The sequence below is a fragment of the Nitrospira sp. SG-bin1 genome (genome assembly GCA_002083365.1).
GTDB lineage: Bacteria > Nitrospirota > Nitrospiria > Nitrospirales > Nitrospiraceae > Nitrospira_D.
Window position 1 is genome coordinate 1 of the sequence record LVWS01000017.1, and the last position, 21,277, is coordinate 21,277.

General features: G+C 53.1%; 20 protein-coding genes and 3 pseudogenes. 17 read left to right on the forward strand and 6 right to left on the reverse strand.

Annotated features, from left to right (window positions below; translation table 11 throughout):
- Window positions 1–207: 207 nt before the first annotated feature.
- From A4E19_21445 to A4E19_21460, 4 genes are read right to left on the reverse strand one after another with little or no spacing between them, the layout of a single operon-like run.
- The gene (locus tag A4E19_21445) at window positions 208–846 is read right to left on the reverse strand and encodes a hypothetical protein (protein OQW35659.1); all 639 of its coding nucleotides are present in this window, start codon (window positions 844–846) and stop codon (window positions 208–210) included.
- A 26-nt stretch (window positions 847–872) separates the two neighbouring features.
- Window positions 873–1,511: a hypothetical protein gene (locus A4E19_21450; protein OQW35660.1), complete on the reverse strand. Its 639-nt coding sequence runs from the start codon at window positions 1,509–1,511 to the stop codon at window positions 873–875.
- 10 nt (window positions 1,512–1,521) lie between these two features.
- Entirely contained in the window at window positions 1,522–2,655 is a 1,134-nt protein-coding gene (locus A4E19_21455) for a hypothetical protein (protein OQW35661.1), read from the reverse strand.
- A 9-nt stretch (window positions 2,656–2,664) separates the two neighbouring features.
- Complete coding sequence (locus A4E19_21460; GenBank protein ID OQW35662.1) at window positions 2,665–3,276, reverse strand: hypothetical protein; 612 nt, start codon at window positions 3,274–3,276, stop codon at window positions 2,665–2,667.
- 479 nt (window positions 3,277–3,755) lie between these two features.
- On the opposite strand from A4E19_21460, the gene rpmH reads away from it, so the two are divergent.
- From rpmH to A4E19_21530, 14 genes and pseudogenes are all read left to right on the forward strand, one after another.
- Complete coding sequence (gene rpmH / locus A4E19_21465; GenBank protein OQW35663.1) at window positions 3,756–3,893, forward strand: 50S ribosomal protein L34; 138 nt, start codon at window positions 3,756–3,758, stop codon at window positions 3,891–3,893.
- Window positions 3,894–4,398: 505 nt separating this feature from the next.
- A complete protein-coding gene (locus A4E19_21470; protein ID OQW35664.1) occupies window positions 4,399–4,608 on the forward strand; it encodes a membrane protein insertion efficiency factor YidD in 210 nt (69 codons plus the stop codon).
- 37 nt (window positions 4,609–4,645) lie between these two features.
- Window positions 4,646–6,340 (forward strand): hypothetical protein, encoded by a 1,695-nt coding sequence (locus A4E19_21475; GenBank protein ID OQW35665.1) that lies wholly within the window; start codon window positions 4,646–4,648, stop codon window positions 6,338–6,340.
- A 51-nt stretch (window positions 6,341–6,391) separates the two neighbouring features.
- Complete coding sequence (locus A4E19_21480; GenBank protein OQW35666.1) at window positions 6,392–7,840, forward strand: hypothetical protein; 1,449 nt, start codon at window positions 6,392–6,394, stop codon at window positions 7,838–7,840.
- Between the two features lie 7 nt (window positions 7,841–7,847).
- Window positions 7,848–9,728, forward strand: coding sequence for a tRNA uridine(34) 5-carboxymethylaminomethyl synthesis enzyme MnmG (locus tag A4E19_21485; protein OQW35667.1), 1,881 nt, complete (start codon window positions 7,848–7,850; stop codon window positions 9,726–9,728).
- An 85-nt stretch (window positions 9,729–9,813) separates the two neighbouring features.
- Window positions 9,814–10,467, forward strand: a complete 654-nt coding sequence (locus tag A4E19_21490) for a hypothetical protein (GenBank protein ID OQW35668.1) — start codon at window positions 9,814–9,816, stop codon at window positions 10,465–10,467.
- 35 nt (window positions 10,468–10,502) lie between these two features.
- Window positions 10,503–11,276 (forward strand): chromosome partitioning protein ParA, encoded by a 774-nt coding sequence (locus A4E19_21495; GenBank protein OQW35669.1) that lies wholly within the window; start codon window positions 10,503–10,505, stop codon window positions 11,274–11,276.
- Window positions 11,254–12,102, forward strand: a complete 849-nt coding sequence (locus tag A4E19_21500) for a hypothetical protein (GenBank protein OQW35670.1) — start codon at window positions 11,254–11,256, stop codon at window positions 12,100–12,102. The genes A4E19_21495 and A4E19_21500 overlap by 23 nt, the downstream gene beginning before the upstream one ends.
- Window positions 12,103–12,274: 172 nt before the next feature.
- Complete coding sequence (locus A4E19_21505; protein OQW35671.1) at window positions 12,275–12,769, forward strand: hypothetical protein; 495 nt, start codon at window positions 12,275–12,277, stop codon at window positions 12,767–12,769.
- Window positions 12,770–12,901: 132 nt separating this feature from the next.
- A pseudogene (locus tag A4E19_21510) lies at window positions 12,902–13,258 on the forward strand (hypothetical protein).
- 126 nt (window positions 13,259–13,384) lie between these two features.
- The gene (locus tag A4E19_21515) at window positions 13,385–14,467 is read left to right on the forward strand and encodes a tRNA (5-methylaminomethyl-2-thiouridylate)-methyltransferase (protein ID OQW35672.1); all 1,083 of its coding nucleotides are present in this window, start codon (window positions 13,385–13,387) and stop codon (window positions 14,465–14,467) included.
- A gap of 138 nt (window positions 14,468–14,605) precedes the next feature.
- Window positions 14,606–14,785: pseudogene (locus A4E19_21520) on the forward strand (preprotein translocase subunit TatA).
- Between the two features lie 179 nt (window positions 14,786–14,964).
- Window positions 14,965–15,201: pseudogene (locus A4E19_21525) on the forward strand (twin-arginine translocation protein TatA2).
- Window positions 15,202–15,434: 233 nt separating this feature from the next.
- On the forward strand, window positions 15,435–17,165 hold the full coding sequence (locus tag A4E19_21530; GenBank protein OQW35673.1) for a hypothetical protein: 1,731 nt from the start codon (window positions 15,435–15,437) through the stop codon (window positions 17,163–17,165).
- A gap of 57 nt (window positions 17,166–17,222) precedes the next feature.
- Here A4E19_21530 and thrH read toward each other — a convergent pair whose 3' ends face one another.
- The gene (thrH, locus tag A4E19_21535; protein OQW35674.1) at window positions 17,223–17,840 is read right to left on the reverse strand and encodes a phosphoserine phosphatase/homoserine phosphotransferase bifunctional protein; all 618 of its coding nucleotides are present in this window, start codon (window positions 17,838–17,840) and stop codon (window positions 17,223–17,225) included.
- Window positions 17,841–17,885: 45 nt separating this feature from the next.
- Entirely contained in the window at window positions 17,886–18,686 is an 801-nt protein-coding gene (locus A4E19_21540) for a hypothetical protein (protein ID OQW35675.1), read from the reverse strand.
- Between the two features lie 479 nt (window positions 18,687–19,165).
- On the opposite strand from A4E19_21540, the gene A4E19_21545 reads away from it, so the two are divergent.
- From A4E19_21545 to A4E19_21555, 3 genes are all read left to right on the forward strand, one after another.
- A complete protein-coding gene (locus A4E19_21545; GenBank protein OQW35676.1) occupies window positions 19,166–19,552 on the forward strand; it encodes a hypothetical protein in 387 nt (128 codons plus the stop codon).
- 63 nt (window positions 19,553–19,615) lie between these two features.
- Window positions 19,616–20,707: a hypothetical protein gene (locus A4E19_21550; protein ID OQW35678.1), complete on the forward strand. Its 1,092-nt coding sequence runs from the start codon at window positions 19,616–19,618 to the stop codon at window positions 20,705–20,707.
- Window positions 20,708–20,752: 45 nt separating this feature from the next.
- Window positions 20,753–21,223 (forward strand): EVE domain-containing protein, encoded by a 471-nt coding sequence (locus A4E19_21555; GenBank protein OQW35677.1) that lies wholly within the window; start codon window positions 20,753–20,755, stop codon window positions 21,221–21,223.
- Window positions 21,224–21,277: the final 54 nt, after the last annotated feature.

Here is a 21,277-nt window from a genome sequence, read left to right on the forward strand (position 1 = left end):
TTTGAAGTGTCCACGAAAGTGGGGGCATCACAGGCTACTTTGTCTGATCCCCGCCTTCCGTTTGCCGTACCCTGCTGCGACCATGCCTCGGATTCCTCGCGGCTACGTTGCCGGACATGCCTACCACGTCCTGAACCGTGGCAATGGTAGTGCGACCATCTTTCATCAGGGAGCGTGCCTATGCCCAGTGCCTATGCGTGAGCGACCCTATTTATCGGCTGGTCGTCGTACGACCACAGCCATGCCATCGACGAGGGACCAGGCCAAGGATTGGGCGTGGTCCGCGGAAAGAGTCAATCGAAGTTGAGAACTGGGTTCCGATGAACGGTTCGGAAGTACCCGACTCGTCCAGTCCTTCACGTTTCGCCATCCCACTTTCCCCATTAAGATGACGCTCTGAACGAGACTGTCGCTTGCGATCGATGGTACGACCGTGATGCTCAGAGGGGGTGTGAAGGACAATACATAGTCGGCCGGCATATCGGCGAGAGAAATGGGATCCTGCTCGACTCCGGCGCCCGGTTCGATTTTTCGCCTCACGACCGGAGGTCGTGCCACCAAGCGGTGGATCCCTTTGAGGTGCTCCTGCGACTCGACGGACCAGGTCACGATAGGAATTTGATGGAGGGTGAGGCCACGGCCTTTGATTTGAATTGTGCCGGCATTCAAATCGATCAGCAGATAGGTTTGGGGACGCGCTGCCAGTTTGAGTTCTTCCTCAAGGACGCGAGTGACCTCTCTCAATTCATTGACGTTGTTCAGATTCAAGTTCGGGAAAACATCGGGATCCTTTCCCCAGCTTGGTGCGGTGACGGCGAGCAGAAGAAGAATGGCGCAGAAGTTCATGGGCGATCTCTGCGCGTGTGGAGGGATCAAAAGATCATGATCGGTGTCCCTACGCGAGCGAGCTTGTAGACACCTTTGAGGTCGTTGTCATTGAGCCTGATGCATCCATGTGTCACGTTTTTTCCCAATAAGCGGGTATAGAGGGTCCCATGGATGAAATAACCCTTGCCGAATCCCAAGGCATAATCGCCGAGGACCCCGGGTTCAGCACGGTCGGCGGTATTCTGTGGCACCGCGAGTCCTTCTTCGACGAATGCCCAATCGGGCTTGATCCACGTGGGATTGGTCAATTTCGACTTAACGAGAAATTCTCCTCGTGGCGTATCGAAGACCCACTGGCTATTCCCCTCGCCGGGCTTGTCGAGAATGGTTCCGCTGCCGGTCGAGGCAATCGCATCGAGGACGACTTCGCCCTGGTGCTTCACATAGAGCCTGTTCCTGGCCGTATCGACCAAGATGTAGTTCTGGTTCGGCATGAGTTGGGACAGCTGCTTGGAAAGCCCCTTATACCGGGCTTGCAATGCTCGAAGACCGGCTGTGTCTTGGACAGCGGGCTGCTGAACCGTATGAGTCTCTTGTGGCGCCACGCGACCGGTAGACAGGGTCATCACGACCAGGAGTAAGAGGATGGTGACCGTTGAAATGGCAAGAAGGATTCGGCGCATCGGTCTACACTCAGATTTCGCCTCTACGCTGGGTGAGTTCGGACAAGGTCAGGGCCACCGCATTTTCTTTGGTCAGCGCACCGACGATCGTGACCGGCGTCCCCACGGAGACACCTTCATAGAGCGCCGCCATATTGGGATTATCGAGCATAATGCACCCAAGTGTTCTGGCGAGGAGCTCGTTGTCGGCGCCGTGGATCTCAATTTGGCCGCCTATCCCTCTGGTAGAACCGATCCGCCCCGACCTCTTCGCCAAATCGAATTTTCGACGATCTTCGGCATTGGGATAGTCCAACGCCAGGGCCCGGTAGAATTGCGTTTGCCCTAGTCCCCGTTTGTCCGTCACATGATACCGCCCTTCCGGCGTTGCCCCGTCCCCCTGATACCGTTTTTCCAACATGCCATTGAACCCCAGCCTGACGGGGTATGATAGCACCTTCCGTCCATTCTTGTAGAGGGTCAATTCTCGGTCGGCCTTGCTCACCACGATTGCCGCTGATTGATGAATTCTTGACCAATCGATGGTCTGCTTGGCCAAGGATTGCCAATAGGCAACGCGACTCTCATCGGCATAGCGACCCAATTCTTGGCTGAGTAATGAAGCCTGAGCCTTGAGCGCGTGATCCGCTTTGTCCGCGGCTAGCATGGCTCGATGGAAGTCTTTTTGCTCGAAGAAGGAACGGGCTTGTTTTACCAAGAGATCCGTTTGAACGACTTTTTCTCCCAAGAGGATACGCCCGTCGATCGATTCCACTCTCGAAGTAATCGCATGCAGCTGTTCTTCCAGGCGTGCCACCTTCTCTTGTGTCGTTCGTTGCTGCGCGGTTTGTCGTTCATGCAGCTGGGAGACGGTCCGCTCACCCATGCTGTACAACCGCCGGAGCTCATTTTCCAGATCGCTCGTTTCCCATGGCCACCTGATCAGATCATCGTCCAACTCGATACGCGCCTTGAGTGAGACCCATTGGCGAACGAACCGTCCATACTCCTCAGGCGCCGATTCAGGCGCCCGCAAGGCGATCAAATCCTGATCAATGGCTTCGAGGGCCGCAAGGAGATCCGGCGGAACGGCTTGAACGCAACCTGCAAGACAAAAACTGCAGATAATCGCGGCCAGCGATCTATGTACCTGATCCAGCGTCATGCCGTTATGTTATTTTCTCTTTCCCGGTTTTCCTTTGCCTACCTTCGCCAGGGCGTTCTGTATTTCGGTTGACACGCCCTGGCTCATGTCGTGAATGGCTTTTGCTTGGGATTGTGCCGCCGGATAATCTTCTTTGTCGATCGAGGATTGAACCTGCTTCAGTAATGATTTCAATCCTTCTACGTCGTTCCTGATGGCCTCCACCGCCGCGCGATCTTTTCCGACCGGCGCCTTGGCCACCAGGTCTTGCGTGGCTTTCACCGCCTCTTCAGCGACTTGTTGGGCTTGTAAGGCTGCTGCTTTGGCTTCTTCCTTCTTTTGAGCCGATGCCGCCTTGATCCGCTCGCTGTCTGTTTTGGCCGAAGCAGACAGTTGTTGAGCCTTGCCATAGTCTCGAAAGAGTCCGAATTTTTCATCCTGATCCGCGACTTCCTTCCGCAGTGCGGCGAGAGTCCCTTCCAGCTTGGCGTATTCTTCAGCACTGTAGGTGGCGGCGCCGCTTTCCTGCGCATCTTTGAGAGCTTTTTCCGCTTCCTGAATCTGTTGGGTGGGGGGATCCGCACATCCACCGATGGCGACGAGAGTCAAGGCTAAAGAGATAAGAGATGCTTTTCTCAGCATATGAAGAATCCTCCTTACAGGTTCAATCTACAATTTTGGTTCCGCTAGTTCTTCTAGCAACAATGAATTATGTACGGGTGACAAGGACCTATCGCAGCCGGTGTGAGTCGTCTGAAATATGAAGATACCTTCACGTCTACTAGATGCGCCAGCTTAACAGACTTGGAGCTTCAGGCCTACTGGCATGGCAAAAATATACAGCAAGGTCGATGCCATTCATAACAGTCGACGGAGAACAAATATTCAATGGATTTCACATATTTAAAATTGTTTTACACCTCCAGCCGCCCTATGCTGTGGCATTCTGGTGGAGAAGAGCAAAATTGCCTCAACTCTGCAATATTGAAAGGTTTGTTTCTAGTGTTTGTATGAGAATTCTCGATCAAACGGAAGCGGAAAATTGACAGCCCCAAGCACCTCCCCTATAATCCGCTGTTCATTTGAACTGACAACTTAAGTGCGCGAACGAAAGGGAGATTATGTCTTTCACATTTCAACAGCCGTCCAACTTGAAAAAGAAGCGCGAGCACGGATTTAGAAAACGTATGAGCACCAAGAATGGACGGAAGGTGCTGGCCCGCCGGAGAGCCAAGGGACGAGCTCGGTTGACGGTCTAGGCTTATCGTGTCGGATCGACAGGTGGTTCTGCGGATCGCTCTCCGATCTCTCGCGTTGGGAGTGCGTTCACCTACCAGTCCGAAGTTTTCTCCAGAATTAGGAACGGGTGGAATGCGGCGAAGAAGCTTCCCTCTCCAATGACACCGAGGGCGCAAAGGCGAGAGGCTATTTTTTTGCGCAATAACCGAGAGATCCAGATCGTAAAACGCCATGGTCGCAGAGTTTCGAGTACTTTTTTTAATCTCATGGCATACGAGTTGGGCGATGCCCCAAGTCGTGTCGGGATTATCGTGGGAAAGCGATTTGGAAACGCGGTCCGACGCAATCGGGCTAAACGGGTTTTTCGAGAACTGGTAAGACGATTGCACCCGGACTTGCTTCCGGGCCGGGGACTGCTCGTATTTCCTAAGGGAGAGTCCCTGGGCCAGTCGCAAGAGGGATTGGTTCAAGCGTGGAGGACATCGCTGGAGCACCTTCATCTTCTTCGATCAAGGACATCCTGATATGCAATCGCTCTGTCTGTGGCTGATCAAAGGATACCGCTTGGTGATCTCGCCTTTGTACGGGCGCACATGTCGGTTCGAACCCAGTTGTTCGCAATACGCCGCCGATGCGATCATGAAATATGGAGCGTTACAGGGATTCGGATTAACTATTCTCCGACTCATGAAGTGTCACCCCTTCCATCCTGGTGGAGAAGACCCGGTCAAGTAGCGACAATCGCCTTTTTTAAAGAAAGCATAGCCTCTTCATGGAAAAACGAGTCATTGTGTTCTTGGTACTCTCTCTCGCGATTATTTTCGGGTACGAGTACCTGCTCAAAGAATTGGGCTTGCTCCCCCAGCCGACCATTTCGGAACCAACCGCGCCTTCCACGAACGAGGCCTCATCGTCTTCGCCCACAAGCGCTGACGCTCCACCCTCGACCGACTTCACGGCCAAGGAAACAACTGGTCTCAAATCCTCCGGTGTAGACAGCCGTCCTCAAGAGCCGCGTGGAGAATCCTCCGCCGCAGAGATTATCGAGGTGGAAACCGATCTCTATCGGGCCAAGTTCACGACTCGCGGGGCGGCGCTGACGAGTTGGGAGCTCAAACGTTATCGCAGCAGTTCCGATGGGCAGACCCCGGTGCAACTCGTGCGACAAGGAGGCAAGTTTGCCGAGCCTTTGACGGTCACTGCCGATGACAGTTCTCAGTCAAAGGAACTAAGCGAAGGAATTTACAGGGTCGAAAAAGACTTTACAACCCTGGACCAGGCACATCCCACGGGTCACGTGACTTTCTATTACGGTAATCCATCGACCGGTGTACGGTTGGAAAAGCAGTTAACCTTCCATGTCGATAGCTATGTCGTCGACATCGCGTTGAAATCCAGCGGACTCACCGGAGCCCTGAACTTGGGACTGGGGACGAATTTTGGAGTGGTGGATTGGGGAGAAGGGTTCATCGGTTCTGTCGGGGCGGCGTCGCTCATTGACGATAAAATCGAAAACGACATGCCGGAATCCGAAACCGAGCTTAAGGGCTCTTTGAAATGGGCGGCGCTACAAGACAAGTATTTCATCTCCGCACTTATTCCAAAGGGGAACGCGACGGCTTTGCCCAAAAAACAAGGGGACAAGCTCGTTTCTACGGCGGTTCGCCTGAACATCGATCCTTCCGGGGCGCCGCTCGGGCTCCAGTTGTTCGCCGGTCCTAAGGAGTATGACACGCTTCAGAGCTTGCAAATTCGGCTTGAAGATACCATCGATTTCGGATGGTTCCTTTTCGGAAGTTGGGACATGGTCAGGGCCGTGGCCAAGCCCATCTTTTACGTGCTGCGTTACATCAATGATTATACTCATAACTATGGGCTGACGATCATTATCCTGACGGTGATCATTAAACTGCTGTTTGTGCCGCTGCAATACAAAAGTTACACGTCGATGAAACAGATGCAGGGCATCCAGCCTAAGGTGGCGGCTCTTCAAGACAAATTCAAAGACGACCGTGAACGCTTGAACAAGGAACTCATCAAACTGTACCGGGATCACAAGGTCAATCCCGTGGGCGGTTGTCTCCCGATGATTTTGCAGATGCCGGTGTTCGTCTCGCTGTTCAACATTCTGTATATGACCATCGATTTGCGCCAAGCGCCGTTGGGGCTGTGGATCACCGACCTGTCGGTCCAGGATCCTTACTACATTTTGCCTATCATCATGGGAATCAGCATGGTGGTCATGCAGAAGATCCAACCGACTACCATGGATCCGACTCAGGCAAAAGTCATGCTGATGCTTCCAGCGCTCATGACGTTCCTGTTCATCAATTTTCCAGCCGGCCTCGTCCTATATTGGTTGACCAATAACGTGCTCACCATCGTGCAACAATTCGTCACGGATCGCTTCTTCTTTCGGCCTTCCAGCGCGGCCCCGACCGCGGATGAACAGGGTGACAAGAAATGATGCCCCGTCCCTTTTGCTTGATGTGACGGGTCCTCACGAACGTGGGGGAACATGTCGGCCGTTGGAACGCCCGAGGATACGATTTGCGCAATCTCCACTCCCAGCGGTGAGGGAGGTATCGGGATCGTTCGGATAAGCGGGCCGGATGCCGTAGACATAGCAAGTCACGTCGTTCGGTTGCGCACGAAGCAAGCGCTGCATGCACTGACTTCTCACAAGTTACATCTGGCCGATATTCTGTTGCTCCCTTTTCCTTTAAGCTACAGTCGTTCTTCCACCCCAAGTGGGACAAACGAGGAAATCGTCGACGAAGGCCTAGTGGTGTATATGAGGGCACCTCGGTCTTTTACCGCTGAGGACATCGTTGAGATTCATTGCCACGGAAACGGGTTGGTTCTGCAACGAATCTGTGAAAGCTGTGTTGCCGCCGGCGCTCGTCTTGCCCAGCCAGGAGAATTTACCAGACGGGCCTTCTTGAACGGACGCCTCGACTTGTCTCAAGCGGAAGCGGTGTTGGACACCATTAAAGCCAAGTCGGAACTAAGCCTCAAACTGGCACAGCGCCAGCTCCGCGGAGACCTGGCGCACACGGTCAATCAGCTACGCGCCGGTCTCATTGATCTGCTGGCGCATCTGGAAGCAGGAATCGACTTCGCTGAGGAAGACATTGCCTTCGTCGGGCGCGAGGAAATGATCGGCTCTTTGCAGGAAACGCGGAAGCATATCCGGCAGATGTTGGCGACGGCGGAGACTGGGCGGGTTCTGCGCGATGGAGTCCGTGTAGTAATCGCCGGCGAGCCCAATGTCGGCAAGTCGAGTTTACTGAACAGTTTACTCCGCGAAAATCGTGCCATTGTCACGGATATTCCCGGCACGACCCGCGACGTCATCGAAGAATCGGTCGTTTGGCAGGGGTTGCGAGTCACATTGGTCGATACGGCGGGACTGCGGCATACGACAGACATCGTTGAACTGGAAGGCATCCGTCGGTCCAAAGAGGCGCAACAGGAGGCCGATCTCGTCCTGCATGTCCTAGACGGGACTCAATTGGTGAATCTCGACCCTTGGGATTTCCGATTTCCGGCCCTTTCCGTGAAGCACTTGCTCGTCGTCAATAAAATCGATCTCCTTCCTGCGGGCTCGCAACGACGACTTGTCGAGGCACTGTCCACGGACACGAGAGCCAAGGTCGTTCTCCTGTCCGTGCGATCTGGGGAGGGGCTGGAGGCGTTGAAGGACGCGATACGGGAGCAGTTTGTGACTCCGTCCTTTGATGCTAGCGAGGGGGTCGTTGTGACTCATGTTCGACATCGTATGGCGCTCGAGCGAGCCGACGTGTCACTCCAGCAGTCATTGGCCTCGATCGAACGTGGCCTGCATGCCGAATTTGTGGCAGTGGATCTCCGAGGAGCGGCTGACGCGTTGGGCGAGATCGTCGGAGCTATTACAACTGACGAGATCTTGGACCGAATTTTTTCAGAGTTCTGTATCGGCAAATAGAGGCTCTTTGGCTACTGCGTTTGATGTAATCGTTGTCGGAGGCGGCCACGCTGGCTGTGAAGCTGCTTTGGCGGCCGCCCGGATGGGAGCAAAAACTTTGCTTCTCACGATGGAGGTGGGCCGAATTGCACAGATGTCATGCAATCCGGCGATCGGAGGAATCGCCAAGGGGCATCTGGTCAAGGAAATCGACGCGCTCGGTGGTGAAATGGGGCGGAACACGGACCGCGCCGGAATTCAATTTCGATTCATCAACACGAGTAAAGGACCGGCAGTGCGGGCCTTGCGCGCCCAATGCGACAAATCGCTGTATCGCCGGGCCATGCAGGAAACCCTTGCTTCGCAGGAACGCCTTACGCTTGCGGAAGGAGTCGTGGATCGACTGCTTGTAACCGGAGACGCTGTACAAGGTATCGTGACGGGCTCAGGGGAGCGAATCGACGCAAGGGCCGTCATATTGACATCGGGTACTTTCCTTAAGGGTCTTATCCATATCGGGTTGAATCATTTTCCAGCCGGGCGCGCGGGTGAAGCTTCAGCCGAACATCTTTCGGATTGCATGCGGGATCTCGGATTTGAGGTGGGACGGCTCAAGACCGGAACCCCTCCCCGATTGGCCAAGACAACGATTGATTTTTCGGCCATGATTCCTCAGCCGGGTGATATGCCTCCTCCTCCTTTCTCGTACCGCACCCAGTGCATTACGACCGAACAAGTCGTCTGTCATTTGACGTATACCAGCCAGAAAACACATGACATCATTCAACGGAATCTCGATCGCTCACCCCTCTATGGTGGAGTCATCGAGTCAACCGGCCCCCGGTACTGTCCGTCGATCGAAGATAAAGTCGTACGTTTTGCGGAGAAGGAACGTCACCAGATTTTTGTCGAACCCGAGGGACTCGATTCGATCGAATTTTATCCGAACGGTATTTCGACCAGCCTCCCTGTTGATGTACAGACCGCCATGCTCAAGACAATTCGCGGATTAGAGCATGCCAAAATACTCAAACCTGGCTACGCGATTGAATACGACTATTTCCCTCCTCGCCAACTCTACCGAACCCTCGAATCAAAACAGGTCGCAGGCCTCTACCACGCCGGACAAATCAATGGAACGTCCGGGTATGAAGAAGCTGCGGCACAAGGCATCGTTGCCGGAATTAATGCTGTTTTAAAAATACGCGAGAGACCTCCGTTCATTCTCGATCGATCCCAAGCCTATATCGGTGTGCTTATCGATGACCTCATTACGAAAGATGCCTATGAGCCTTATCGAATGTTTACATCAAGAGCGGAGTACCGATTGCTTCTTCGTCACAACAATGCAGACCTTCGGCTCACGCCGATCGGGCATGAACTCGGCCTTATCCCCGATAATTCGTATGAGAAATTTTTGCGAAAGAAACGACTGATCGAACAGGAAATCGAGTACCTGAATACTACCAGACCAGCGTTCACTGAAGAAATTCGACTGCGAACCCAAGGTACCTATCTTGAAAATGCTTCGTCCGCCATGACCATGGCACAGCTACTTCGCCGTCAAGAATCAAATTATCAGGAACTTTTAGGTGCTTTTGGTATGCCATTCATTACAGAGAATGAAATCAGTGAAGAAATTGAGCTTCAGATCAAGTACGAAGGTTATGTACGACGACAGATACAGCAAGTAGAGCGGTTTAAGAAGCTTGAATTAAAGACGATCCCCAAGACGTTTGAATACAACATGGTCTCGGGGTTTTCCACTGAGGTTCGGGAAAAGCTCAACAGGATAAGGCCAGAGACAATCGGTCAGGCTTCGAGGATATCGGGCGTGACTCCCGCCGCGATATCTTTACTACTTGTTGTGGTAGAAAAACACCGGCGTCATTCTCAGGCGTCATTCTGAACAAACAGTCTCACAATTTCAATAGACCCTGACCTTTCCTATTGACCCAATCTTAGTATCAGCGTATTTGTTCCACGTGGAACATATGGAATCACTTTCCTTACTATTACAGGAAAGCTCGTCTGAGATTGGGGTTCCACTCACTACTGAACAGGTGCGACTGTTCATGGTGTATCTTACAGAGCTTCAATCATGGAATCAGTCATTCAATCTTACGAGAATTACGGTAGATACAGAGATTGTTATCAAGCACTTCGTCGACTCTATTGCAGCGCTTCAGGCCGATGATATTCGAATAGGAGCCCATATCCTCGATATCGGCACAGGAGCTGGTTTTCCTGGAATCCCCCTAAAAATAGCAAGATCGGATCTGACCATTACGTTCGTAGAACCGGCTACAAAGAGATCCTCGTTCCTCCACTTCATCATAGGTCTCCTTCGGCTTGAAAATGTCGGCATCTATAACGGTACCTTTGAAAGATTTGTCGAGGAACGTCACCCCGATGAGTCCTTTGATTATTTGACGACTCGCGCTTTGAAATATGACGTCATTTTGAAAGAAGGTAAAAAACTTCTTCGCCATGGTGGAAAAGCCATCCTCTATTCGTCCAGACCACTTACCAAGTCAGATCTCTCATCCGATTGGCTAATGACAAGCGAGTACTTATTTGAGCTTCAGAAAGGGTACGGCAAAAGGGTTGTATCCATTGTGGCCCCTCAGCGTGAGGCAAGCATTTAGTTGTTCCACGTGGAACAAGTCTCTCAGGAGTTTCTATGGGAAAGGTTATCGCTATCGCGAATCAAAAAGGCGGAGTTGGAAAGACAACTACAGCTATAAATTTATCGTCAGCGATTGCTCTAGAAGGAAAATCCGTATTGCTCATCGATATGGATCCACAGGGCAATGCCACGAGCGGTCTCGGCATTGACCTGGGTTCTCAGAAGACTACCTATGGTTGTCTCGTTAAAGCCAGCACGATCCACGAGTCTTCAATGAAGACATCCGTTCCTGGACTTTCCATCTTGCCAGCCAATGCAGACCTTGCAGGAGCGGAGGTAGAGCTCGTAAGCGTTGAAGGACGTGAGAGCCATCTCAAAACCATCGTCAACGAGGTTCGAGATCAATACGACTTTATCTTTCTAGACTGTCCTCCAGCCCTTGGCATTCTCACTATCAACGCCCTCACTGCTGCAGATTCAGTTCTTATACCGGTTCAATGCGAATATTACGCGATGGAAGGCCTTACCAGACTTATTGGAAGTATCGATCTTGTCCGTCAATCGTTTAACTCAAGCCTCGACTTAGAGGGAATCGTTCTGACGATGTTCGACTCTCGCAATAGTTTAGCCAGACAAGTGGCAGAGCAGGTACGATCTCATTTCATCGATAAGGTGTATCAAGCAGTCATTCCTCGCAATGTCTCCCTCGCAGAAGCGCCGAGTTACGGCCGACCTGGGATCTTATACAACGTGGCATCAGCCGGTTCCCAGTCATACGTACATTTAGCTAAGGAGTTTATGGCCCATGGAGAAAAAAGCTCTCGGTAAAGGACTTAGCGCCCTCCTTCCATCTTCCAAAATGAGCCAGCCTACGGAGCCGACGGATGTCCACCGGATACCGGTCGACAATATTGTGCCCAACCGCTATCAACCTCGGCATACCTTCTCTCAGGAAGAGCTCACCGAACTATCAGCCTCCATCAAAGAAAGCGGGGTGCTTCAGCCGATCATAGTACGCCGTAAAGGTGATGGTCTCTACGAATTAATCGCTGGAGAACGCCGATGGCGCGCATCGAAAGCAGCCGGCTTGGAGACGATTCCTGTCGTCATTCGTAACTGCAGTGACCAAGAATCTCTCTTGCTGGCATTGGTTGAGAATGTTCAACGAGAAGACCTGAATCCGATGGAAACGGCGCGGGCCTATTCGCGCATGATGAATGAATTTGGCCTCACGCAAGACGCCATTGCGTCAAAAGTCGGGCGTGATCGTTCTTCTGTCGCCAACTTCGTTCGGCTGATCCATCTCCCTCCTGAACTCCAGGACCTTGTTGAAGGAGGAATCCTGACCACCGGTCATGCAAAAGCCCTCCTCAGCCTCTCCTCTGCGGAAGAGCAGTTGAGGATCGGGAAAACGGTGGCGGCGGGAACTTTGTCTGTCAGGGAGACTGAAAAACTCGTGGAGCTCTCTCTTGTCGGCAAAAAGCGCCAGCAGAAAGCGCAACGAACTTCACCATGGACCGATCTCGAAGCGAGATTACAGAAACGACTAGGCACGAAAGTGACGATCCATCCCCACAAGCAAGGTGGGAAGATCGTCGTTCACTATTTTTCCCCAGCCGAACTTGATGGTGTTGTGGAGACCCTATTAAGTTAACTTCCATCCGGCCCTGTACTGCATGAACCTAAAAAAACGGTTCTCATTGCTTTTTTGCCGATATCACCCCTAAATATCCCATTGGAATCGACCGATATGTCCCTTAACGCGATAAAGGACTCGGCTCTTCAGTCGGATCCCCCTAGCCCAAATCGTGAGAGGAGGCGAGCATATGTGGAAGGATAAGCAAGACGGCAGGCGTTCCGACGACGTTGATCTTGAAGGCAATGGATCGAGCCTTGAACCGATGCGCCACGATTCAGGCCAAGATGTCAGTGCGTTCGTCGGGAAAGGTGTCGTGTTCAAAGGCACGATCACTTATAACGGGACGGTACGCATTGATGGGACTCTTGAAGGGGAAATCCACACCGATGGCATCTTGCTGGTTGGGGAAGAAGCCGTCATCACGGCAAAGGTGACCGCCGGCACGATCGTGTGTAAGGGGAAAATTACAGGGGATATTCACGCCAGGGACAAAATGAAGTTGCGGGCTCCGGCGATCATCAACGGCGGCGTCACCACACCCATGCTCTCCATGGAGGACGGCGTCCTTTTTAACGGGACATTAGAGATGGAACAAGCCACCTCCACATCCCAACGCGAAGCCTCGCACCTCCATGCGGTCGGAATATCGACTGATCCCGCCATCAGGAGGGTTCCCGCCTAGAGCATGTGATACACTAGACAACGACAGATGGAAGGGGAGGACCTTATATCCGAAAAACCTCCCCTCCTGCTCGATCCCATTTGAAGGCCATGCATCCTCGTCGATTGTTGGCACAAGGAGCAAGGAAAACTGATGTGGGCTCTAGGCGAAAAAAGTGCTCAGGACGCCAGTAACAGCGATAATTTTACTTTCCTGGGGAAGGGAGTCGATTTCAAAGGTGTCCTCAACTTTGATGGGACCATCCGCATCGACGGCCGTGTTGAAGGCGAAGTCCACACCACCGGGACGATGATTATCGGAGAGCAAGCCGTCATCAAAGGCATTCTTTCGGCCGGGACTCTAATGACCAGTGGCAAGGTCAACGGTACGGTCACTGCCACCGCGAAAATCCAGATTCTGAAACCCGGCATCCTTATCGGTGATATTCGCACCCCGGGTATTTCGATCGAAGATGGCGCGCACTTCCATGGCATGTGTGACATGGGAGCCCACAAATGGGTCGAGGAAAACCCTCCGTCGTCCAAGAATATTCATGAGTTGGCGTTCCATCGAGGTAAAGCTCGGGCGGCAGACCTCTAGCCCTTTATCCCCTCCTCCCGGTACAATGACGGGCCAATGACTCATCCAACCGTTCTCCTCGGTATGAGCGGCGGAGTTGATAGCTCCGTCGCGGCGGCACTGCTTGTTCGCCAAGGCTACGCGGTCCATGGTGTGACCCTCCAAGTATGGGAACATGAGGACCCCGCCGCCGCAACATCCAAAAAGTGGCAGGAACGCGGCTGTTGTAAGGTGGGCATTGCCAAGCACGTTGCAAAACTTCTCAACATCTCACACGAAGTCATCGATAGCCGCGAGAGTTTTCGGACAGGGGTCATTGACGATTTTCTTCATGGCTATACCACCGGCACGACCCCCAATCCCTGTGTGCGCTGTAATGAACGAGTGAAGATTCGTGGCCTCATGGATCTCGCCGTCGATCAAGGGTTCCATTACGTTGCGACGGGGCATTACGCCCGACTCCAAAACAATCAAGACACCTCGCTTCTCCTTCGAGCTGTTGACAATCGAAAAGATCAAACTTACTTTCTCTACCGCCTCAATTCGCACTGGCTCCCTCGGCTCCTTTTCCCCCTGGGTCACATGACAAAATCAGAGGTCTGGAGAGAGGCCGAGGCCTTAGGGCTCCCGGCCGATGAGCTGAAGGAAAGTCAGGAGATCTGCTTTGTCACTCAAGGAGACTACCGTACGTTCATCGAGAAGGAGGTTCCCGAAGCGAAGAAACCCGGGCTCTTCATCAATGAAGCTGGACAGCCTCTGGGGCGACACGACGGCATAGCGTTCTACACACCAGGGCAGCGCCGGGGCCTGCGTATTGCCACCGGACAACGGCTCTATGTTCAGCAGGTCTCTCCTGCCACGAATACCGTTTTGCTCGGTCCTGAAGCATCCCTTCGCCGACACACCTGTACGGTGAGCGATCTCAATCTCTTTGCGCCTCACCTCTTAAAGGACACAACCAAGGCTGACATCAAAGTCCGCTATGCGACCCCCGCAACACCTGCCATTTTGTCCCCCGTGACTTCATCAAGCATCCGCGTGCAATTCCAAGAACCCCAACGGGCGTTAAGTCCAGGCCAATCGGCCGTCTTCTATGACGGCGACCACGTCCTGGGCGGCGGAATCATCCAACCGTTCTAACGGTTTGCCCCTCTCATCGCTTGACTTGTCCTGCGGTCTTCCTATAGCCTTCACAACTATTGAAACCGGTGGGCAGCGCACTCGTTTCAGCGAAGAGCGCATCGGAGTTCACCTTCATCGCATTCATCTGAGGTTGTGATGTTCGGTTCATTTGGGTGGATGGAATTGCTGCTGATTTTGATCATCGTCTTGATCATTTTCGGCGCCGGCAAACTGCCTCAATTGGGGGAAGGCCTCGGTAAAGCCATTAAAGGCTTCAAGAAGTCCGTACATGAGGCCGATGCCATTGACGTGACACCGGCTGAACAATCCGAGCAGGCTCATCCACCAACCGCCTCAGCAAACCAGGGCAACGACCAATCACAAGCCACACCATCACCCACCCACCACGCACCGCAACCGGGTCAGGTGAAACAGGGGTAAAAGGCCTGAGTGTGCTGTGACGACTGGACAGCGGCGAATTGACGGCATTACCATTATTATAACTATCCTGAATCATGTTTGGATTGGGAGCCAGCGAGATCTTAATTATTCTGGTCATCGCTTTTCTCCTATTCGGTCCGAAACAACTTCCGGAAGTCGGTCGCCAAGTTGGCAAAGCCATTAAGGGTTTTAAAGATACGGCGGAGGATCTTCGTAAGTCCGTCGAGCCGGAGCTCAACATGATTCAGCAGGAAGTCAAAATGGTGGAGCAGGACTTTCAAGCTTCCATGAAAGAAGCTGAAGATGAAATCACTGCTGCAGGTAAACAGTCGGAAGAGACCTCAGCGTCTCTCAGCAAGTCGGATCACGTATAACGCGACATGATCAGTGCGGTGGTTTCAGGAAGAGGATACGGACAATATAGACTTCCCTCTATTTCCCCCTCTCATCGAACCCTCTCATTGACGGAATATACGCATTTCGTTACCCATTGTGTCCCCCGTGCTGATTACGGCAGCGCGGGTTAATTCATTCCTGTCAGAGCATGGATCTCGCAAAAACAATCCTTGCACCAACGGTTTCGGAACGCTGGAAGACGGTCTTCTTCACAGCCGTGATGGCCGCCGCCGGACTATTGACTCCTTGCGATCCGGCGCAGAGTGCCTTTCAATTGCCGGAAGGTGAAAAGATCACCAATCCCATCGTCATCGGACGAGGCATTCCGCAAAAGGAAGCCTACGAACCGTTCGACCCTAGAATCGGCAGAAACTTCGACCTTAGAAACCTTTATATGCGGGCTGATCTTCGAGTGCGGCCGGAATTCCGCAACAATGTATGTTTTGGAGGTGGAATCGGAGCGGCAGGGCAATGTAACGCTGCGGGTCCGACCGTCAATAACTTGACCGGCAATGCCAATGACCAGTTTGTTCAGCAGATGACCCGATTAGGCATCGGCTATGATCTCTCGCCGGACGTCAATTTCTATCTTGAGTTCATTGATTCTCGTACCTGGGGAGGAAACGGGACGCCGGTCGGTGCCGGAGGCGCGGGAAATAACGGAGACCCCATTATCCATACCTGCGGTTCAACACCGAGCCAAGGCGGAAGACCGGTTTGTTCTCTGGGTATTCGGGCCGGGTACATGTTGATCCGGAACTTTGCGGGCATACAGGGCTTGGGGCTGAAGGCAGGTCGGCAATACATCGTATTCGGCGACCAAAGTTTGTTTGGTCACTTTGATTGGGCCAACACAGGCTTCTCCTTTGACGGCGTCATGGTGCAATACAGCCACAGCATCATGGATACGCACGTCGGCTGGTTCCGAACGGCAGAAACCGATCTTTTACAAGGGGCACCGCTCGGCAGTGGCACCCCGAACATTACGAACGGAATAGTCAGTCCAACAAGTCCGGCCAAAAATGCGGCGGGCGATGCTGACTTCCTCATCTTGTACAATCAGATCAAAACGGTCCCTGGGCTTCTCATCGAACCGTTCTATGTGTACTACAAGAATAACTTAGGGGGGGGAGATATCTCTTCTCAGGGCCTGGGCACTCCGAAACATGGCAATCAAACCCGCCATACCATCGGAGGACGGGTGGCAATGAAGAAAGGTTACTTCGATGCCTCCAGTGAAGTAGTCTATCAATTCGGACAGATGGGGGACACGGCTGCCAACGCGAGCGCCCTCTGCGGGAACCCCGGCGGAGAAGGGAAATGTCTCCACATCAATGCGTGGGCCACCAGGAATTGGATCGGGTATACCGCGTTTAACCTACCGGGAAAACCGCGGATTGCCTTCAATTTTGACTATGCTTCCGGCGATGGCCGGGCAAATTGCACGTTAGACCCCGCCTATGGCCCTTGCAAGACCGCCAACACGTTTGAAAACTTCTTTCCGACGAATCACATCCACATGGGATACATGGATGTCATGGCGTGGAAGAACATGATGAGCTTCTCAGGAAATTTTCAAGCCCGTCTGACCAAAGATGATCATATCGAAGTATGGTACACGAACCTACACCTCGCCAATGCCCGGGATAATTGGTATCGCGCAAGCCAAGGCGTTTACGTCTTCTCCCGACCGGACAACACCGTGACCCATATCGGTGACGAGGTGGATTTCGTGTGGACCCATTTCTTCATGAACGGCATGGTCGCCTTCCAAGGCGGTTACGGTCATCTGTTCCCTGGTCCGTATATTTCATACAACCTGGGACGTAATGCAGTCGGACAAGACTGGGCCTATGCCCAGCTCTGGATAAACTTCTAAACTCGGCCAACCCCGCCTTTAATCAGTTCGAATCCCATCTCTCTTCACCGCATCCATTCATCTGAAAGCACCAGACTTGGCAAGCCCTCCCTGAAGCTCTTCGTAGGTGTGCGTCACAGGAAACTGCGGAAACTCTTTCGGTAAATGGTCGGGGGGCCGAAAGAAAAACCCGACGTCGGCTTCACCCAACATGGCGGTGTCGTTGTACGAATCACCTGCAGCCATGGTAAAAAAGTTTAGCGATTTGAGGGCAGCCACCGCATGCTTCTTTGGGTCATGCATTCGCATGTGGTAATTGACGATACGACCCCTCCCATCGATCTCCAACTGATTGCAGAAGAGAGTCGGAAAGCCCAATTGCCGCATGAGCGGTTGAGCGAATTGATAGAACGTGTCGGACAAAATGACGACCTGAGCCCTCATTCGCAGCCAGGCAAGGAAGTCCGTCGCCCCTTCTAACGGTCCCATTTTTGCGATTACATCTTGAATGTCGCTGATCGTCAACGCGTGCCGGTCGAGTATAGTCAACCGTTGCCGCATGAGCTTGTCGTAGTCCGGCATCTCTCGCGTCGTGACCTTCAATTCATCAATGCCCGTCTTCACGGCCACGTTGATCCAGATTTCCGGCACGAGTACTCCCTCAAGGTCCAAACAGACGACTATCGGCTTTTGCATGCCATCTCCCCTCTTCATCAGTGACGGGAACATCACACGATGCAATCAGGAACCAGCGTCACTTCGGTCTCGTGAAACCGACTGGCTCACGAAACGCCACACCTTGTCCAACGCCTGATCCAATAACTCAGTCCCTTTCCATGTCCGCCGATTGTCAGACAGATGGCGTTCCGTCCAGTCGAACACCAGAGGAAGCGGAATCAAACACATTGGAGACCTCGTTAGTTGTTGCCACAGTAATCCCAGCACGGTGCTGATCCGGACTGGCACGAAAACGGGTTCGACGGGATTGTTGATCAGATCGTCACAACGTTCGGGAGGCGACGTCACCAACAGCTCACGACAAGCCGCCGGACGCTCGTCATAGATCATGCACGCCTCTTCCTCCAGGAATGGGCAGGGCATCCGCAGGGCATAGTACTCACGATTCACATCCTCCAATGCATCATCGGTGGGCGGTGTAGAACCTTCGCACAACTTGCAGAGCCGTTGCCAGATTCCATGCGATATCAAGTGCGCCTTTGCCTCGGCCAACCGCGCTGCAATCCGAGCTTGCTCCTCAGTCGGACGCGAGCGCACCCATTCACGTAACGCAAAAGCTTCCGGAGACGAAAGCGGCACCAACATCCGGCAGCATGCCGCGCAGCCCTTCTGGCATGACGGTGTTCTACCCATCGCGACCAAGCCTACGACTTCTAAGGCCTGGGCCTCTTCCCCGAGGCGTCTCATCAAGGGTACGATAGACGTGATGGGAACAAAACCGGTCGGCACCTCCACCGCAGTGGTAATTCGGCCGGCCGTCGTGTTCAACGCAATCTCGAAACGTTCGCTCGGGGGAGGCATCATCTTGGCTGGTTTTGAGGGCGTTCTTCGTCTTTTTCCTACTGACAGAGAGAAAGTAATACGGGGATGCACGATGAATCAATAGTCATGGGCCTCGTAACTCCAAATGAGTCGCGGGTCACCTTTAGTCGTAGGCCTCTCCGGTGAAGCACCCGTATCTCTGTTCAGGCAGATCCTACCGGTTCGGTTTCCTTACCCCAAATGGCCTCTTCCCCATAAGGCCATCTTTGGGGCTTGCGCATCAGAGAAAAACGGGTAGAGTTTATGTGCGCGGGTACACCGACCCTGCCGAACATGAGATAGCCAACGAGAGGTCGTCGCTCATACCGAGTCAGCGAGGTGTACCCCCGCCCAAATCCTCGCCTCTTATGTTCTTGTGTTCTGCCTCCACACTCGTCATTCACCTTGATTAGAGGGGTCTGTTTTTTCCAACCAGGCCCGCTTGATCTTGCTCCTTCCACAAGGAAGCTCGATAATAACGCATGGGACAGCCGATCATCTTTTCCGGCCATGTTATCGGTTTGCTCAAAGAGTACATGCGCGACCTCGTGGATCAAGCGACGCAAGAGACACGATCACAAGAACAGTTCGGCTTTAGTGCCCTGCCCTATCGACCGGATCAGGCGATTTCAGATCTCCTCGCCCTATTGGATGATCGAATCGAATCCGAAGGGGTTCAAGTCGGCTTACCGGACCGTTTTCTTCATGACATGTGGACGCTTTGTAACGAGGCCATTGAACCGATCTCCAATCGCATCTGGCTGGAGGGAAACCTGGATGATCGGAGCTTGACCAAAGCTCAAACAAGGGAGCTCACCTATCAAGCCCTGATCGACATGATCGACTCTCGTTCCAAAGAAGGAAGTTGATCCATGCGTCTCTGGTCCATATGGTCACTGGGGTTCCTCCTGATCCACGTCTGGGGCCCATTCATCGGCACAGGATCGGCCGAACCGGTGAAGCCTCCAGGCAACCATCTTCAAATCACGCTGGTCCCTATCGTGACGGATGGCCTCGAGAATCCGCTTTTCCTTACCCACGCCGGTGATGGATCAGGCCGGCTCTTCATTGTCGAGCAGGCTGGTCGCATTCGGGTATTGGATGGGCGCGCACTATTGTCGGCGCCATTTCTCGATATCACGAACAACGTTCTTTCCGGAGGCGAACGTGGTCTGCTGGGACTCGCGTTCCATCCCGATTATCGGCGAAATGGGAGGTTCTTCGTCAATTATACGAGAAAGCCGGATGGCGCGACGGTGGTATCAGAGTACCGCAGGGGAGCCACTGCAATCTCGGCTTCCCAGGAAGAGCGGATCCTATTGACCGTCGCACAACCCTATGCCAATCACAATGGTGGGATGATAGCCTTTGGACCTGACGGCCACCTGTACATCGGCCTCGGCGATGGGGGATCAAGAGGCGATCCGGAGAACCGCGCACAGAATCCCGCGCACTTACTTGGGAAGATTCTACGCATCGATGTAGATCACGATCTTCCCTATGCTATTCCAACGGACAACCCGTTCGCCCGGGGAGGTGGCCGGCCGGAGATATATGCCCTCGGGTTACGGAACCCCTGGCGATTCTCGTTCGACAGCAAGACCGGCACCCTCTGGGTCGCTGATGTCGGACAGTATAAGTGGGAAGAAATCGATCTTGTCGTCCGCGGTGGAAACTACGGCTGGCGAATGATGGAAGGCACACAGTGTTTTCATCCGTCCACCGATTGCCACACCACCACATTCAGCTTGCCGGTCTCAGAATATTTCCATGACAAAGGCCGCTGTTCGATCACCGGTGGTTATGTATACCGCGGACAGTCCGTTCCGGATCTCGTGGGAACCTATCTTTATGGAGACTTTTGTAGTGGAGAGATTTTTGCCTACCAGACGGGCGACCGGGTGAACGAACCTCGTCAGTTACTGAAGAGCTCGTTACACATTGCGTCATTTGGCGAAGATGCGGCGCAGGAACTCTATGTGCTTGATCACAAAGGCGGAGTGTATCGACTCGCATCCCCATGAGACACGCAGTGTCTCTGTCATGAGACCGAAGTGAAAGAGGAAAGAATGGCACCAAAAGCGTATTGGTTGATGAAGTCGGAGCCCACCACCTTCTCGATCGACGACTTGATACACTCTCCAGGACGGACGACCTGTTGGGATGGAGTCCGCAACTATCAAGCTCGGAATTTCATGCGCAGCATGGCGGTTGGCGACCAAGTCCTGTTCTACCACAGCAACGCTGATCCACCGGCGGTCGTCGGCATCGCGGAGGTCGTCACCACCGCCTATCCAGACCCGACGCAATTCGACAAGAAGGACAAGCACTACGATCCCGAAAGCAAGCCTTCTCAGCCCAGGTGGGACATGGTCGACATCAAGTATGTACGAAAATTCGCCCGCTCTTTGACGTTGGACGACTTGCGGCAAGAGATTCAACTGAAAGGCATGCTTCTCTTGAAGAAGGGATCCCGTCTATCGGTTCAGCCCGTCACCCCTCAGGAGTGGAAGCACATCGTCAGCCTAGCAGGTCGTTGAACTCCTATGTTGATGTCCCTCTGACCTTCCCCCATTTATTACACCAAAGCTGAA